The 16731-nt window shown below is 40.0% G+C and carries 13 protein-coding genes; 10 read left to right on the top strand and 3 right to left on the bottom strand.

Annotation, left to right across the window (positions count from 1 at the left end; translation table 11 throughout):
• Nucleotide 1: 1 nt before the first annotated feature.
• On the bottom strand, nucleotides 2-1522 hold the full coding sequence (locus CLV57_RS02530; protein WP_100341283.1) for an ankyrin repeat domain-containing protein: 1521 nt from the start codon (nucleotides 1520-1522) through the stop codon (nucleotides 2-4).
• Between the two features lie 123 nt (nucleotides 1523-1645).
• Between CLV57_RS02530 and CLV57_RS02525 the strand changes: the two genes are divergently transcribed.
• The 7 genes from CLV57_RS02525 to CLV57_RS18785 all read left to right on the top strand — a co-directional run bounded on the left by CLV57_RS02525 (nucleotide 1646) and on the right by CLV57_RS18785 (nucleotide 8229).
• Nucleotides 1646-4123 (top strand): TonB-dependent receptor, encoded by a 2478-nt coding sequence (locus CLV57_RS02525; RefSeq protein ID WP_100339785.1) that lies wholly within the window; start codon nucleotides 1646-1648, stop codon nucleotides 4121-4123.
• A gap of 63 nt (nucleotides 4124-4186) precedes the next feature.
• Complete coding sequence (locus tag CLV57_RS02520; protein WP_100339784.1) at nucleotides 4187-5338, top strand: PepSY-associated TM helix domain-containing protein; 1152 nt, start codon at nucleotides 4187-4189, stop codon at nucleotides 5336-5338.
• The gene (locus CLV57_RS02515; RefSeq protein WP_100339783.1) at nucleotides 5335-5517 is read left to right on the top strand and encodes a hypothetical protein; all 183 of its coding nucleotides are present in this window, start codon (nucleotides 5335-5337) and stop codon (nucleotides 5515-5517) included. Before CLV57_RS02520 ends, CLV57_RS02515 begins: the two co-directional genes overlap by 4 nt.
• 133 nt (nucleotides 5518-5650) lie before the next feature.
• A complete protein-coding gene (xth, locus tag CLV57_RS02510; RefSeq protein WP_100339782.1) occupies nucleotides 5651-6427 on the top strand; it encodes an exodeoxyribonuclease III in 777 nt (258 codons plus the stop codon).
• A gap of 285 nt (nucleotides 6428-6712) precedes the next feature.
• A complete protein-coding gene (locus CLV57_RS02505) occupies nucleotides 6713-7156 on the top strand; it encodes a hypothetical protein (protein ID WP_100339781.1) in 444 nt (147 codons plus the stop codon).
• Nucleotides 7157-7334: 178 nt separating this feature from the next.
• On the top strand, nucleotides 7335-7979 hold the full coding sequence (locus CLV57_RS02500) for a hypothetical protein (RefSeq protein ID WP_100339780.1): 645 nt from the start codon (nucleotides 7335-7337) through the stop codon (nucleotides 7977-7979).
• 85 nt (nucleotides 7980-8064) lie between these two features.
• A complete protein-coding gene (locus tag CLV57_RS18785) occupies nucleotides 8065-8229 on the top strand; it encodes a DUF7677 family protein (protein WP_449560053.1) in 165 nt (54 codons plus the stop codon).
• Nucleotides 8230-8285: 56 nt separating this feature from the next.
• On the opposite strand, the gene CLV57_RS02490 is transcribed toward CLV57_RS18785, so the two are convergent.
• Nucleotides 8286-11261, bottom strand: coding sequence for a gliding motility-associated C-terminal domain-containing protein (locus CLV57_RS02490; protein WP_100339778.1), 2976 nt, complete (start codon nucleotides 11259-11261; stop codon nucleotides 8286-8288).
• Between the two features lie 118 nt (nucleotides 11262-11379).
• Nucleotides 11380-13335, bottom strand: coding sequence for a hypothetical protein (locus CLV57_RS02485; RefSeq protein ID WP_100339777.1), 1956 nt, complete (start codon nucleotides 13333-13335; stop codon nucleotides 11380-11382).
• Nucleotides 13336-13523: 188 nt separating this feature from the next.
• Between CLV57_RS02485 and CLV57_RS02480 the strand changes: the two genes are divergently transcribed.
• Genes CLV57_RS02480 through CLV57_RS02470 form a run of 3 tightly spaced genes read left to right on the top strand, consistent with a single transcriptional unit; the run spans nucleotide 13524 to nucleotide 16723 of the window.
• The gene (locus CLV57_RS02480; protein WP_157799046.1) at nucleotides 13524-14852 is read left to right on the top strand and encodes a hypothetical protein; all 1329 of its coding nucleotides are present in this window, start codon (nucleotides 13524-13526) and stop codon (nucleotides 14850-14852) included.
• Nucleotides 14853-14856: 4 nt separating this feature from the next.
• Complete coding sequence (locus tag CLV57_RS02475) at nucleotides 14857-15243, top strand: hypothetical protein (protein WP_100339775.1); 387 nt, start codon at nucleotides 14857-14859, stop codon at nucleotides 15241-15243.
• 4 nt (nucleotides 15244-15247) lie between these two features.
• Nucleotides 15248-16723, top strand: a complete 1476-nt coding sequence (locus tag CLV57_RS02470) for a hypothetical protein (protein WP_100339774.1) — start codon at nucleotides 15248-15250, stop codon at nucleotides 16721-16723.
• The last annotated feature ends 8 nt before the right edge of the window (nucleotides 16724-16731 follow it).

The raw sequence follows: 16731 nt of genomic DNA, 5'->3' as shown, positions 1-16731 counted from the left end.
ATTATTTTAAAAAGCTGATAGCCACTTTATTTTTAGATAGTGTTTCATTCTCGCTGGCCAGATCGAAAGCGGTTTCTTTGAAGTTGGTTACTTCCTCTTTTTTAGCGTTGATAGATAACAGGTACTTCAGCATCACATCATCTTTGGCTATTAAAGCCGCTTTGTGCAATGGGGTAATCCCCTCTTTGTTTTTAGCATTGATATCAACACCTAAGGCCTCTACCTTTTTAACGAGGTTAAGGTCGTTTTTTGCTACGGCAAGGTGGTATAGCGTGTTACCGTCTTTTTGCGGAGCAGCAATATCTAAACCGTTTTGCTTAAGTATGCTTAACTTATTATCAAAATCCTGGTTGCCTGCACCTCCGCCCATAGCCGGACCACGGCCACCCGCACCACGGTATGATTCGACAGCGTAGAATGCCAGGTTATTTCCTTTTTTATCCAGCACTTTTACATCTGCGCCTTTGCTTATTAAGTAGGTAACAACTTCGGGCGAGTTACCTTTTACAGCCAGCGTTAAAGCTGTTTGACCTGCCTGATTAGCCAGGTTAATGCTTTTTACCTGTGGCACCAGTAACTCCAGAGTAGCTAAATCACGACTAACAGCTGCGGCAGCCATTAAAACGTTATTACCATCCTCGTTAACCTGATTAACAGATACACCTTTTGAAAGGAAATATTTGATCTGCTCGGTTTGGTTAGGTTTACGTACAATAGCGTGCAATACATTCTCGCCATTTTTACTTAGCGCAGTTGGTTTAATACCAACACTTTCAAGGTATTCAAACACAGCAAGGCCCGTACCTGCAGGAGCAGCACCACGACCGCCACCACCTTGCGCAGCCATTAACATAGCGTTAGCATTTGGCTTAACGCCTTTCTGTACCAAAGCTTTTAAAAACTCAACGTTGCCTGTGCGAGCAGCGTAGGCAAACGCATTGTTACCATTAGCGTCAACGCTATTCAGGTCAACACCTTTTGACACAAAATAATCGGTAAGAGAAAAGTTTTTATCATTAGCTATGGCTAACAAAAGCACGTTAGCGCCATCCTGGTTTACATCTTTTTTAAAGTCAGCGCCGTGGGCCAAAAAGGCATCATATATTTTGGTGTTTTGCTGACCGCCGTTAGCAGCAAACAAAAGGGGTTTACTTCCGTGCGTATCCACCAAATCTAACTTAGAACCTTTTTTAAGCAGATATTCTACCAATTCAGCATTCCCACGGCTTGCAGCCCAGTGCAGATATATACGGCCATCATGTGTCAGTTTATTAACGTCATTTCCGGGTTGCTCAATTAAATACTGAACGGTAGATGTAGGGGCGTTGGCGTTGATAGCCAATACAACAGGGTCAAAGCTATTGCCATTAAATTGCGATGGGCTGTTTCCTTTTGCAACTTCGGCCTTTACCACATCAACAGTTGGCGCTCCTTGCCAAAAGGCTGCTTGAAGCAATGTATTTTGCTGAGCCTTGGCTGATAAGGTACCTAAAGCCAATAGCGCTATTAATAGTTTTTTCATGCTTGTAATGTTTAGCGGCAGCAAATTTAATAAGAATAAGTCTAAATAAAAATAGTTTTTCCTTGCATCTTTAGAAATTACATCTACTTTTGTCGCATTATTTATAATTAGTCTTAATAAACAATGATAAAACATTTCCCTATTACAACTAAAATAACTGCCCTGCTTTGCATATTGATGCTTTGCGTAACGGGTTACGCTCAAAACACGCGCGGTACCATACGTGGCAAAGTAATTACAGCTAATAACGAGCCGGCTGCCTATGTATCAATAGGATTAGAGGGCACAACTCACGGCTCTGCAACTAATGAGAATGGTGAGTTTAGCTTCAGAGCACCGGCGGGGTCATACAAACTAATTATATCATATGTTGGTGTTGAACGCGTTGAGGTGCCGCTTACGTTAACCGCAGGCCAAACCGTTGATGTACCCACTATTACAGTAAAAGCCAACCAGTCGCAATTAAGCGAGGTAAACGTTATTGCCAACAGTGCCAACCGTTTTACCAGTAGGATAAGCACCGATGCCGCTAAAATACCTTTGACACCATTGGAAAATGCGCAAAGTTATACAACTGTTACCAGTGGCCTTTTAAAAGAACAACAGGTATTTAATGTAGATGAAGCATTACGTAACGCACCCGGAATTCAAAAAATGTGGGATGCAACCGGTAGAGCCGGTGATGGTGGCGGTTACTTTACACTGCGTGGTTTTGTTACTCAAACGCGGTTACGTAACGGCATTGCAGGTACTATAACCAATACGGTTGACGCTGTAAATGTTGAAAAAATAGAGGTAATTAAGGGACCATCGGCAACACTATTCGGCAGTACGCTAACATCGTTTGGTGGCCTGATCAACCGTGTAACTAAGAAACCTTATGAAGCATTCGGACTTGAAGTTGGCAATAACGTTGGCAGCTATGATCTTAGCCGTACCACAATTGACCTGAACACGCCGTTAACTGCCAGCAAAAACCTGTTGTTCAGGGTAAACGCAGCCTACAATACCGAGGGTAGTTTCCGCAATTTCGGTAAAAGCCGTTCATTTACCATTGCGCCAAGCCTTTCATACAAAGCCAGCGAGCGCTTGTCGTTTTTGGTTGAAGCCGAAATTTTCTCAGGTCGTAGTTCTGCTGCACCATTCTTCTTCTTTTACTCGCAACCTAAAGACCTGGGCGTGACCAAAGTGAGCGATCTTACTATAGACTACAAACAGGCTTACGTAAGCGATGACGTAAGGCAACGCAGCAGAAGCATCAACTACTTTGCGCAAATGAATTACAAGATATCAGACAAATTCACTTCGCAAACGGTGTTCTCTTCATCCAACAGTTTCTCAGATGGTGCTAATCCATTCTATTACCTGGTTACAGACGCACTTGCAAAATCATTTGACCCATCGGTTAGCATTACCCCATCTGGTCGCAGCTATATCGCCCGTTATGATCAATCTACTAAAGACAGTAAACTCAACAGTATAGAGGTACAGCACAACCTAAACGGCGACTTTAACACCGGCAGCATTCGCCACCGCTTTGTTTTTGGGTTAGATTTTCTTCATCAAAACTCTAACCAGGTGTTTTTTACCAACTTTTACGGCATAGCACCAATGAACAGCAAAACGTTTAACTATGGATCGTTCAACCAGGCTTTGGTTGATGCCACAAACGCAGCCAATCCGCTTACCATAAATAATACTTATCCTTACTTCTACAAAAAAGACGCTTACAGTGCTTATCTGTCAGACGTGGTTAACATCACAGACCAGCTTATCGCATCTGTAGGTCTACGTATTGACCATTTCAAACATTCCGGAACACAAAAATTTGACAGATCTCCTGATGCGGCTGCGTTTAACCAAACAGCGTTTTCGCCTAAATTTGGTTTGATCTATCAACCTGTTAAAGATCAACTGTCATTCTTTGCCAACTATCAAAACGGCTTTGTTAACCCTGATATTTATATCAACGCTTCCGGCACGCCAACTATACCTAAACTGCAAATCGCCAATCAGGCCGAGGGTGGTGTAAAAATGGCTTTGTTTGACGGCAAATTGAACGGTACCTTAAGTTACTACCACATCAAGGTTAGCAATAGTCTGTATAGCGTGCAAAGCAGTGTGCCGGGTGTATTTGCACAAACGCAAGATGGCACACAAGTAAGCAAAGGGTTTGAAGCCGAAATTATTGCTAATCCTTTTTCTGGCTTGAACATAGTAACAGGTTTTGCTTATAATGATAGCAAGTATACCAAAGCCGATGCGGATGTTGACGGCTTACGCCCTGTAACCGCTGGTTCGCCTTACCTGGGCAACTTCTATCTAAGTTACCGTTTGCCGGAGACCGCTGTAAAAGGCCTGGGTGTAGGCTTTGGCGGTAATTACGTTAGCAAAAACAAAATAATAAATAGTGTAAGTGGCGGCACTTTTGAACTACCCGAATATTACCTGTTCAACAGTAATATATTTTACGACCGTACTAAATACCGTGTTGGTTTAGCAGTTAACAACCTAACCAATAAACAATATTACACCGGTTACACTACTATCAACCCGCAAAGGTTGCGTCAGGTAGTTTTAAGCTTGTCGTACAAATTTTAACGCATTCTTTATTTACCCATACGCCTGTCGCATATCCGTGCGACAGGCATTTATGCAATAACTATGGCAACAATCAAAAGCGTAAAACGATGGTTTTGGTGGCATAAGTGGACCAGCCTTATCTGCACAGCGTTTTTGCTGCTGCTCTGCCTAACGGGCCTTCCCCTTATATTTCACGAGGAGATAGAAGAACTTACCGAGGCAAAAAAGGAACTAACGCACGCTCCTGATGCTAAACCTGTTCCGGTGGATGAGATGGTTAAAACTGCTGTTGCACACTTTCCGGGTAAAGTAGCCAAGTTAGTTGTATGGGATAAGGAGCACCCGGGGTTAGTTAACGTTACAGTTGGCGATTCTCCATCATCAGCTTATCAAACTGATAAATATGTAGCCATAAACGCCTATACCGGCGAAATAGAAGATACACCTGTGGTACAGGAAGGTTTTATGTGGGTAATGCTGCGCCTGCATGTTGATCTGTTTGCGGGCATACCCGGCAAACTATTGATGGCGCTGATGGGTATTCTGTTCGTAATAGCTATTGTATCGGGCATTGTGCTGTATGGGCCAATTATGAAAAAGTTCGACTTCGGCATGATCCGTACAGAAAAGTCAAGCCGCGTGAAATGGCTGGACATGCACAATCTGTTAGGTATTGTAACCCTCACCTGGGCAACGGTGGTTGGCTTAACCGGGGTAATCAATGCATTAGGAGATGTAATGCTGTATGCCTGGCAACAAGGACAGTTAACCGAAATGACTGCTCCATACAAAAATGCAAAACCGCTTACGGGTGAGCTAAGCTCCTTAGATGATGCTATGAAGATAGTACAACAACGCGAACCCGAGATGCAACCTTACTTTGTAGCCTTCCCGGGTACTATGTATTCAAGCAAACACCATTACGCTGTTTTCGTGAGGGGTAATACACCTTTGACCGAGCGTTTGCTTAAACCGGCACTGATTGATGCCCAAACCGGCCAATTGACCGATATGCGTGAGATGCCGTTTTTTGTAAATGCCTACTTTATTTCGCAACCGTTGCACTTTGGCGATTACGGTGGCATGCCGCTAAAAATGATCTGGGCGCTGTTTGACATTGCTACCATTGTGGTGCTCATCAGCGGGCTTTACCTGTGGTTTGCCCGCAGAAAGTCAAGCAAGGAACAACTGGCCCGTATGGAAGCCTCTTACAATTTAACAGCAACAATATGAGTACCTTTTTACGTGTTTGGCTGGTGCCGTTAGTAATTGCAGTGATCAGCGCGGCGGGCTTACTGTCTGCCCTTACGGGCAATGGTATATGGGATGTGTTGTCATGGGTAACATTGGGGGTACCGCTTGTAGTGATAGCGTATTTTTTAAATAAGCACCTTAGGGTAAAAAGAAGTTAGGTAGTTGCCTGACATAGTTAAGTAACGGCGTTTTACCCAAGCGGGTAAGCGCCGTTTTTTATTTACCTGCAACCTTAGCTGGTTATTGCTGTTTTATAGTTTTAGTACTAATATTGAATAAATAACAACGCTCATGAAAATAGCTACTTACAATGTTAACGGCGTTAATGGCCGCCTGCCGGTTTTGCTGCGTTGGCTCAATGAGACCCAACCCGATGTGGTTTGCCTGCAGGAATTAAAGGCTCCGCAGGAGAAGTTTCCTGAAGCGGCTATATTAGAAGCAGGCTACAACGCTATATGGCATGGGCAGAAAAGCTGGAACGGGGTGGCTATCCTTTCGCGCGGACATGAGATCAAAGAGGTGCGGCGTGTTTTGCCCGGCGACCCTGAAGATGCGCACAGCCGTTACATTGAGGCAATAGTAAACAATGTTATTATTGGCTGTTTATACCTTCCAAACGGGAACCCTGCCCCAGGACCTAAATTCGACTACAAACTGGCTTGGTTCCGGAGGTTAACCTTGCATGCGGCCAACCTTTTGGCCAAGGGCCTGCCTGTTGTATTGACCGGCGACTATAACGTTATGCCTACCGAAAAAGACGTTTACAAGCCCGAGCGATGGGTGGAAGATGCCTTGTTCCGCCCGGAAACGCGGGAGGCATTTAAAACACTGGTTGACCAGGGTTGGACGGATGCCTTACGCAAACTGTACCCGAATGAAACCATTTATACTTTTTGGGACTACTTCCGCAATGCTTATGGGCGCAATGCCGGTTTGCGTATAGACCACTTTCTGCTGAGTCCGCAGGTGGAGGGCAGGTTACAGGCCGCCGGTGTTGACAAGCATGTGCGCGGGTGGGAAAAAAGCAGTGACCATGCTCCGGTTTGGATTGAACTGGCAGATGCTTAGTATAACCGTACCATCGTCTCACTGTGTATGTGAGACGATTTGAAACGATTTTCCCATTAACTTATTGACTGTTAGCATTTTCTTGCTTTTGAGTGAAACGAAAATGAGACGGGTGAGACGATTTTGGGTGTGCTGTACTTACATGGGTTGATGTTACGGCGGTCTAAGTTGACACACGCGGCAGGCGTGCAACAGCATTGGTCCTTTAAATTAAAGTATTAACTTTATACATCATGCAATACCTAACCTTTAAACCATTGTTGTTATGCTAAAAACTTCATTGTAGTGAGTGAGAATTGGCCTGTCGCCGTTTGGACTTTAGCCCGTTACAAAAGGAAAAGTGATATTGGTATTATAAAAAAGGCATTTAATAACCCGGATACGGAAGACTATGCCATTCGCGCTGCAATAATAACTCCTGATAGCAGCTTTTATATTTCGTTAACTAAAATTTTTGAGCGCGAGTGGGCGAAACAGCTATACAATTTTCAAAAGTGGCAATTGATTTATAAGGCCTTGGCTAAATATCCTCACCATTCTGAAACACTAGCTTTGTTTAACAGAACAGTTTCAACAACCGATGAGTTTAGGTATAAAGCGTTAGGCGCTGACCTTTTGATAGCAATAACCAAGTACCATCACCCGATTTATGACCCAATTAAAAAGCAAATTAAATTAGACGAATACGAAATGAGAGAAGTAAAGGATGCGGTTAATGGTAATGATTAAAACAACCAAGTCCTTAGTTCTTCGCTAAGTATTTCACTTTAGCAGTAATTTCGCCGGGTATCTGTTGAATAACGGATTCAGGATTTCCGCGCTATTCAGTATCAAGGCAATATCGGTTTCGTTAATTGCATTACTTTAAATAGCTTTAGCGGTAAAATTAATCCTAAACGATATCGGAATGTATGAAATTGAAGAAACCGGCGGCGCCAAAATTGGCTTAGCCCAGGCTACATGGCCATTTGTTAAATTGCAAGTCAATAAAAATGTGTTGCGTTTAAATGCATCAATTCTAGGCAACCTTTATTTCCGGCCTTCTGACATTATCTCTATCGAACCATCTTCGCTATTTTCCGGCGCAGGGATAAAAATTAATCACCGTGTTAACGGATATAGTACCAAGGTTGTGTTTTTAACATCTGGTAGCCGTGACCTGATAACCCGAATAGCGAGCACTGGCTTTTTAAATAATACCGACCCTATACCAGTTGAAGTTGAAGAGGAGATAGTAAAGTATCAATCAAGTGGAAGTTTTCCTATGAGATGGCCAGCTGTTATAGTTTTTGCTATTATCTGGAATTTATTATTTCTTGGTGATCAATTAGGTTATTTTGGTAATGCTGATAACAATGCTCCTATAGGGACGGGCGCGCAGTTGGCTTTAGCATTTGCCTTTTTTTTCGCTCTAATCACCCTACTGTCAGAACCTTTTAGCCGGCTAATATTAAAAGAAGGTCGCAAAACGAAAGAAATTAGATCATTTTTATTCTTTATGATGTTGATAACGGGATTTATGTTTATGATGATTTCAGTTATACCAATTTAGCCTTGCGAAAAGGCCTTTCGATAATTTAGCATACATAAAACCAAGCGATTCTTTCATTGGAGAGGTAAGAACATTTGCCCACTTTATGGCAAGCGGGAGTCATAGTGCTGAAAGTAATAAATGCAAATATGCTGAAAAAGTAACAGACTACCTTCGAGCATATTGTGATCCTTCATTTACAGTTGAGCCCCCTTTCGAAGATTGGGAAGTTGCTCTCCATAGACCACCGGCTTTAGCAGATCAGGCTTAATGGGGTTGAGTTGATTGTTCTGGATGAAAAGTGACTTATTTTAAAACTAAACGTGCCTATCTAACTATAGCCAAACTGCCTGCCGCAATTGTCTTTCCCTTTAAAGTTATACTATAATAGTAAACACCCGGCTGAGCCAAACTTCCGTTATAAGTACCGTTCCATGGACTATATTGGGTTTGCTGATGAATAAGAGCGCCTGACCTGTTCCAAATACTGATATTAACATTGGCCCCATTGATTAGTCCTTTAATTTCCCATGTGTCGTTTATGCCATCGCCATTGGGTGTAAATGCATTAGGGACAGTGATCATACCAATTTCGTCGTCGGCTATGTTTACATCAACAATATCTGATGTGGTAAACAATAAATCTCCAAATTCATTATTACGCGCGCTGTAAGCAATTTGCCTTGTGTTGTATTGATTAATTATATTATCATCCAATATTTTTACCGGGGTTTGCAGGCTGTTTTTCATTGCCGGTAAAGTGATAGTGTTAGTTGTTGCACCCAATCTCTTATCTTCAGTAATTTCCAACCCGCGCCATTCATAGTTAATAAGGGTGTTGGTTTCCATCACATAATCATCAGGGAGTTTAATAGTAACATTTGCAGTATTTCCTTCTTTAATTTCTAACGCCACAGGCTGTAATAGTAATTTAGCCTGTGCAATATCATTATCAACAGCTGTTAATTCCAATTTATCAGTTATAATCCCACTACTGTTTTGAAATTTAAATGTGCCGGGATAACTACTTGCGCCTGAAAAAGATAAAGCAAGCTGTTTATCTGTACGGATAACATGATCATCCAGATAAGTAATGGTAACATGTTTATTTGCACCCAGGCTATCAATTCTAACCTGTACATCTGTTTGTTGCAAGAACGGGAACCAGGTTGTAGGATTAACTGAAAAATTTATTGGATCTTGCAACCTGTAAGGTGCTTTCAGCTTAAAAAAAACATCTGTTTTGCTATTTTCGAGCACTTTGTCGCTAAGCGTTACTATCTCTATAACCCTGTTTGCTTCGGTATTATCAACATCAATTATCTTTATTTTAACCAGGTTATCCGTTGAGGTAAACGGGCCAAAAACACTTCCGTTTTCAACTATCCTCCCTAAAATATATTCGTCTCCTTCTATTAAATTATCTGCAATTGCCTTTACATCTATGGCCACCTTGTTGGTATTTGGGGGAATAATTATTTCAAAGGGTTTATAATCATTAACGGCAGCCCCGTGTGCTGTAGCTTCTTTAACAAAAGAAAACCGCAGCTCTTGTTTTAGCCAAACATTCTCCGGCAAACTCACGTTAATTTTGCCAATACTTCCTCCTTCAGTTATTTCAGGTGTATAGGTAACAGCAAACACCTTGTTAGCAGGCGTGTTATCGTCATCCTCAATTTTGAATACTGTGCTTGCCGGTATCAAGTAACCCGCAGCCGTGGGGTTCAATGTTAAATTAAGTGTGAACTCTTCAAGGCTTTCTATGTAGTTGTCATTCAATACGGGTATGGTTAGCAGGGTTTCGGTATAACCTTTCTTTATAATTACGTTTGGTGGCAGTACTATGTCGCCATCATTTGTTTGCGGATCCTTGAGTGTTAGTTGTATACCAATATCTTCACTTGCCGGACAACCGCCCGGTAACAAAAACTTTATTTTAACATGCTGTAATCCCTCTTTACCATTTTGCACCAGTTTAACCTGTACTTTTTTACACGAATCTGGATCCTGATATACATACTTGGTCCAAAAGTAACTCATGTCTAAGTTTGATTGGGTTTTATAAGATTGTTGATTAAACACAAACTCTGTAGTGTAATAATCTAAATGCCGCATTAGCATATTAAGCGTATCGGCATACATTTTTGTAAAACTGCGCGTAAATGGATCAGTACTTGAAAAATTTCCTGCTTCGGGCTTTAAAATAGTTTGATTAAAGTCTTTGCTCATAAATATCCAGTCAAATTCCTGACTGAAAGGAACCTTGGGCGAATTAAAATAAAACCCATCCCCGTTATCGCTTATAGCATCATAAACGGTTCTGTTATTGATCTTATCGGGTAAAAATTTTACAGAATCAGTAATTTTTAAGTTGCTGTCAAACTTGATGTCATAAAAACCAATATCATACCAACCATTGGCATTTCGATCAAACAAGTGTGTAAACATTTCATAGCCGCCATTATGTTTCCGAAGCGGCATCGGAAAATCACCATATGTAATAAAAGGCGAATCAGATACTTGATGACAATTTTCATCAAGTATTACCCTGTACTTTGGCATTCCTCCTCTACTTATAATCACACTTGCGTTTCCGTTTTCTGCGGATACCATTAACTGAGGAATTGAGCCTACAGATTGATCATGATAAATGGAGGTAACTTGGCCGGCAGAATTCACTTTTGCCACAAAGGCATTGGGCGTACCACCATTGGGATTGTTGGTGTTTAAAACACGCCCTTGTAATTCCAGTCGACTATAAAATATGGAGCTCCAATAAACGCCATCTTTAGCCAAAGCTACAGGGCCACCGATGGTAGTGGTAGTATTCTGCGTGTTCTCTGATATCAATCCCCAAAGTGTTTGACCTTTTCCATTAAACTTTATTAAAAAGGTGCCTCCGGCTAAAACTTTGCCGTCATCAAGCGTAATGTCGCCGCCCGCGCCAGAGATATAAATATTTTCATCTGCGTCAACCGTTAAATGGTAAATTATATCAGTAGGAAATTTTGCCGGATTAGTATTATTGGAAATTGTTCTTGACCACAACAGGCGGCCTGAACTGTCAAACTTACCTATTACAGAGTAGTCGGCAGCTCCATGCCTTGGAAAAACCTTACCATGAAAATTAATATCATCTCGCGAGTTAATAATTGCGTAAGCATTCCCCGCATCATCCAAATACAATTGACACCTCGAACCTTGAGAATATCCCAACAGGGTAGATTGTATGTAGCTATTTTGCGCCAGCGCCTCAAAAAAGAATGAGCTTAACAACAAAAAAAGAAAACAGATAAATTTCATTAAGATTTAAGTTGACCAAAAATAGTGGTTTAGCAGAACAATGGCCATACTTTATATCATTTGATTTTACCAGCTTATTCTACTCAAACTTGTTGATAAAAGGCCGGTTTGCCGTAAACTAACTTAAAGGTCTTCTCCAGATAAAAAGATATACAATATCAGGAGCTAAACTACCAAACAAATGAAAGGTATGCTGAAGAGCAAGTTGTGTACGGTCATCCACGTGTTTTTTAAAGGAGGCTATTAACGCCGGAATAGTTGCGAAAAGTAATATAAATAAAACTGTTGAAAATAACAACCAATGATCATTTTTACACATCACAATACCAAAATATGTTAATGACACGAAACCGACAGCCAGGGGCAGTGTCAAGCCCAGCGCATGTCCTTTCTGGCAATGTATAAGTTCATGTGAAATCATGTAATAAACATACATGTTGGGTAAAATAAGGAGCAGACATAACGCGATAACAAAAATTGTATATACACCCAATAACGTAAAACTCATTGCCTTGGAAAGCAACGGTTTAACTGTGAGTGATTGCATGGTTATTTTATTTGACGCAGTAGAAACAAATTCTGCAAATAAGCGATCGTTTTTATAAGGCAGCGTATATGGAAAATGCAATGACAATACATCAGTTTTATTCAATGTTATTGCCTTAAGCTCGTTGAAATGAGTTACAACACCTACTCCACTATTAATTCGATAAACAATTGGATATGAAGAAGTATTATTGTCCACATCTTTTATGCTGAACATAAACTCACTTTCATCATTACCTGAATCATCTTTAAAAGAAATTCTGGCTACAGCTTCCTGGTTGGTTAAAAAATCTTTATAAGGATAATATACCGGAACATTTTTTCTGCCACGTTCGTCAAACACCTGCATATTAGCAGTTTTCAATTCGTTGACAAATTTTTTTGCTTCTGTAGGATTATTAAAGTTCACATTTTTGAAATTCACAATTGCGTGATTATGCAAAACCGAAAAATTAGACACTAATCCTGATATTGTATTCTGAACATTGTTTCGGTTTTTACTTTGGCCTTCCCGTCCGTTTAATATATACAAATTGAGTTTGCTTATTTGATGGGCACGAGAAATATCCGGTATCTCTTCGTCAGGTATGCTATTAATAAAGTCGCTTACTATAGTAACGCTTATTTGTTTTCCCTTAAAACTTGAAGTACTGATTATTGAATTAAGAGACCTTACCATTTTACTAAGGGAGGTTGTTTCCCTGTTTTTGTTTTTGTAGCGCAACTGTTGTTTATACCTTTTATTAGCGTTAAGGTAGTTCTTTACAAATCCTTTAAAATCTTCAACTGCGTCGTCCTGCATTAAGTGAAAACTTCCGTTAAATTTATTTTCTACACCTGTATAATAATAAATGTAAGCCTCATCTTTTGCACTTGAATAGCGTTTGTTTTTACTTAGACCACTCAAAAAAAATGGAGGCAACAAATCTGTAACATCATATTCCGCTTCTTCATCGTAGTTAAAAGAATACTCTTCGCGTATCTCTTTCAACAGCGAATCCTTTGCCGCAGGATCAGCAGATATAATTGATGACGTTTTATCAATTACTATGATATTTGACGTTGGCATGGTGTCTTTTAAATTGCTAAAATTCACCGTTAATGAGTCTGGGCTATTATGATAACGAAGTTGTTGAAGCGGGAATTTAACTATCTCTTTTACCTCAATTGGCTGGTAAGAATTGGGATAAAAACTATTTGCATCATTATCATAAGTTATAAATGTATCGCCATGCATTCCAATAGTTACGGTTATCATGGTAAAGCTGAGTGATAATGCAACAAACAAAGGGATTAAATAGGCATACGGATGGCTGAACTTGTTTTGATGTATTGAACTGAAAGAATACATACAGATAATAAGAATTACTACCAGTAAGGGGAACCAATTTATAATGTTAGAGTAGGCAATACCGTAGCATAATGCCATACTTATTAAAACTAAAAAAAACCAGAAAACGGTTCTTTGCCTTTTTGAAAATTCAGGCTGCCGAGTTAATTCCGAACTAATTTCATGATTGCGCGCCATGTGATAAGGTTTGATCAAACAAAGACTTAGGTTAATATTTACTTTTTAAATATAAAAATATTTGTAAAATATTTTATTTACTGATTATAATAATTTCTTCAACATCAAAATTTTATTGCCAAAAAAAATTGGCATCCTTGTTTACTTTGAAAATATATATTAAATTGCTTCCAATTAACTCCACTCTAATGCCTAAACTATATTCGTTTTTAGCCGGATTATATGTAGTCACTGCATCATTGTTTTTCATGTCTTGCGATACCCCCGATACCGACAAAGACGGTTTAAACGACGAAGTTGACAAATGCGTTGACCAGTATGCAAAAACCAAGAACGGCTGTCCAATAAAGCGAGAGGTAAAAAACGTCCACCTTTATATTGAAACGTCTGCAAGTATGGGCGGGTATTTTAGAAATGACGCGGAATTTAAAACCGTAGTTACAGACCTTGCCTCCAAAGTTAACGGCGAAATAAAACCGGTTGACATATGGTTCATTGCAGATACAACTGTTAAATACAATGGGACTGTTGAAAATTTTAGTCATGACATAGCCACCACTCAAATTGCCGACAAGAAAAGCTCTCAGCTACATAAAATATTTGCCGATGTAGCAGCAAATACTAATCCTGACGACATATCCTTCATCGTATCCGATTGTATATTGTCTTTTTCTAATGAAGACATTAAGCAAAACCCTGAAATAAATAAAACCGAAGCTAATAATGCTATGCGTCAAGGCATTTACAGCACCTTTTTAAAGTTAAAAAACAATAATCAGGCGGTAGGAGTTTACAGCTTCCGATCAAAGTTTTACGGCGATTATTATGATTACCAAAACACTAAAACCAGCTTGCATGGTAATAGCAGGCCATATTACATATGGGCCATTGGTAACAGGGACGTGTTAAAAGGATTTATTGACCGCCTTACTCAAATATCAACCTTTCTGCCTGAAAAATCACTTTATTTTGGTTTGGCCGGCGAACCAGTTAAGCAATACAGTATATTAACCCAAGTAGATAAATCAGGCACCTGGAACCTTGAAGAAAACAACAAACTTGAAGATGTTGAAACCACTTCAAACGGCACATTAAGTTTTTGCACGGGCCTTAATCTTGATAACCTACCTCCTTACGCAAAAGATATTGCTTACTTACAAAAAAACCTTCAAATAACAACGGATGGGTGTGTTGCAAGTTTAACCGTAAAACCGAAGCAATCAATTAATACCGACAAGATAAAAGGAAAACTACAAAACGACTTATTTAAAAACTCAACTCATTTTGTGGTGATTTCTGTTTCGAAAATTAATGTTGATAATGCCTCTATCCAATTGAGATTACCGGTTAAACATGACATGTGGTACGAAAACTGGTCTACCGATGACGATAAAAACATAGCTTCAGAAAATGAAGGTAAAACATTTGCCTTCAAGTATTTAATAAACGGCGTAAATGAAGCCTATGAAACCCGAACCAAAAATTACATTGATATATCTATACCCTTAAGCAAATAAATAAATGTTACTAACCATTTTTTCGCCCGTTTACGAGGCGCTTTGTGGGGCGCACCCCGACTACACGGCAGAATACCGAGGTTCAATTTTCGGCTCGGTTGGCACCATTACCCTTGCCATTATTGTGGCCATGTTGCTACTATTTTACGTGGTGCTTGGCAGATGGAAAATGGTTTGGTTTAACCTCATTCATTGGGGTGTTACTGTATTAATTACGGCTATAATATGCTTCTTTATAGCGTACCTGTCTGCAAAAAATGTACTCGAGCTGGTAGACGGATATGTTTGGCGTTTTGCAGTTATAAACGCCATTTATACTGCTGTGATATTTATTTTATTGTCGTTAATATTTAAAAATTTGTCTGTTTTTTCAAAACGGACGCCATTTTAATTTTATGCGTGTATTTGTTTTTGGCATAGGTGGCACCGGAGCCAGAGTACTGCGATCTTTAGCCATGCTTTTAGCCAGTGGCTTGAAATTGGATCACAGTAACCTCGAAATTATTCCTATCATTATAGATATGGACGCCCACAACGGCGACACTGCCCGCACCAGGGACGTATTTAGAAGTTACCACACTATCAGAAAAGCTTTTGTGGCTGCCGGGGCCAACTCACAAAGCGATTCGTTTTTTAACACCATTATCAAGCCGTTTAACCGGCTTGATAGTAACGCTTCTGATATAACTGACATTGATCTTCAATTTGATTTTCAGAACAGAACAGATACGTTTGCTCAATTTATTCAATATAATACGCTTGACCAATCCAATAAAGATATACTTGAACTGTTATATAACGACTCAACAAATCCGGCAGACTTCCCTGAGCTGCACCTGGATCTAAGCGTAGGTTTCAAAGGAAATCCAAATATTGGAAGTGTTGTTTTTAACGACCTGGCTGCATCTCCTGAGTTTAAAAATCTGGAAAGTGCCTATACAGTAAATGACAGAATATTTATTGTGAGTTCAATTTTTGGTGGCACCGGCTCATCCGGCTTCCCAACCTTGGTAAAACTCATCAGAAATTCAACTAATCCTCATTTAAAAGGCACCAAGTTAGGGGCAGTAACTGTAATGCCTTACTTCAATGTTGATGCGGTTGATGATAGTGCCATTAAATCTGCCCTGTTTACCACTAAAACCAAAGCCGCCCTATCGTTTTATGAAAACGACACGGATATCAGGTCAATAAATGCCTTATATTATATAGCTGACCCTAACCAAACCGGTTCATTACCAAATGTTGAAGGCGGCAGAGAGCAAATAAACGATGCCCATGTTATTGAATTATTAGCAGCTACTGCCATAACAGATTTTATTTCGAAGCAAGATGAGCAGTTAGCGACGCCTGCTCACTACGAGTTTGGAGCCGAAACAGATAGCAATCCTTTAACTATTGCTCACTTAAGCCCAAATACAAAAGAACGTTACATAAAGCCGCTTGTACGTTTTGCATATGCGGCACAAATTGCAACGAAGTTTGTTCCGCGTTTGTCTGACAATAGGTTTTATGGCCCTAAAGAGCTAAATATTAGCGCAAAAATGGGGTTGCCAAATGAATACCACAAGCTGCTTTCCTTTTTTGAGAGCTTCAAGAAATGGGTTAGCGCAGAGATGAGCAATAGCCGTAATGGCAGGGTATTGAACACATTTTTATTCGATGATCCGGAAACGCTTAACAACATGATTGTTGGTAAAAGCATACCAAGTACCTGGTTAGCGAAGGGTTTAACACAATCAAAAATTGCCGAAAAGCTCAATAAATTCTTAGACAAAGAACAGGCTAACCTGCCGGCCCCTCAAAAATATCAAAATATACTATTTAAAACCGCTACCGATTGTCTGGATGTATTAGGACAATTACCTTAATTTAATGT

Source organism: Mucilaginibacter auburnensis (assembly GCF_002797815.1).
Classification (GTDB): domain Bacteria; phylum Bacteroidota; class Bacteroidia; order Sphingobacteriales; family Sphingobacteriaceae; genus Mucilaginibacter; species Mucilaginibacter auburnensis.
This window is presented reverse-complemented; position numbering and strand designations above follow the sequence as displayed.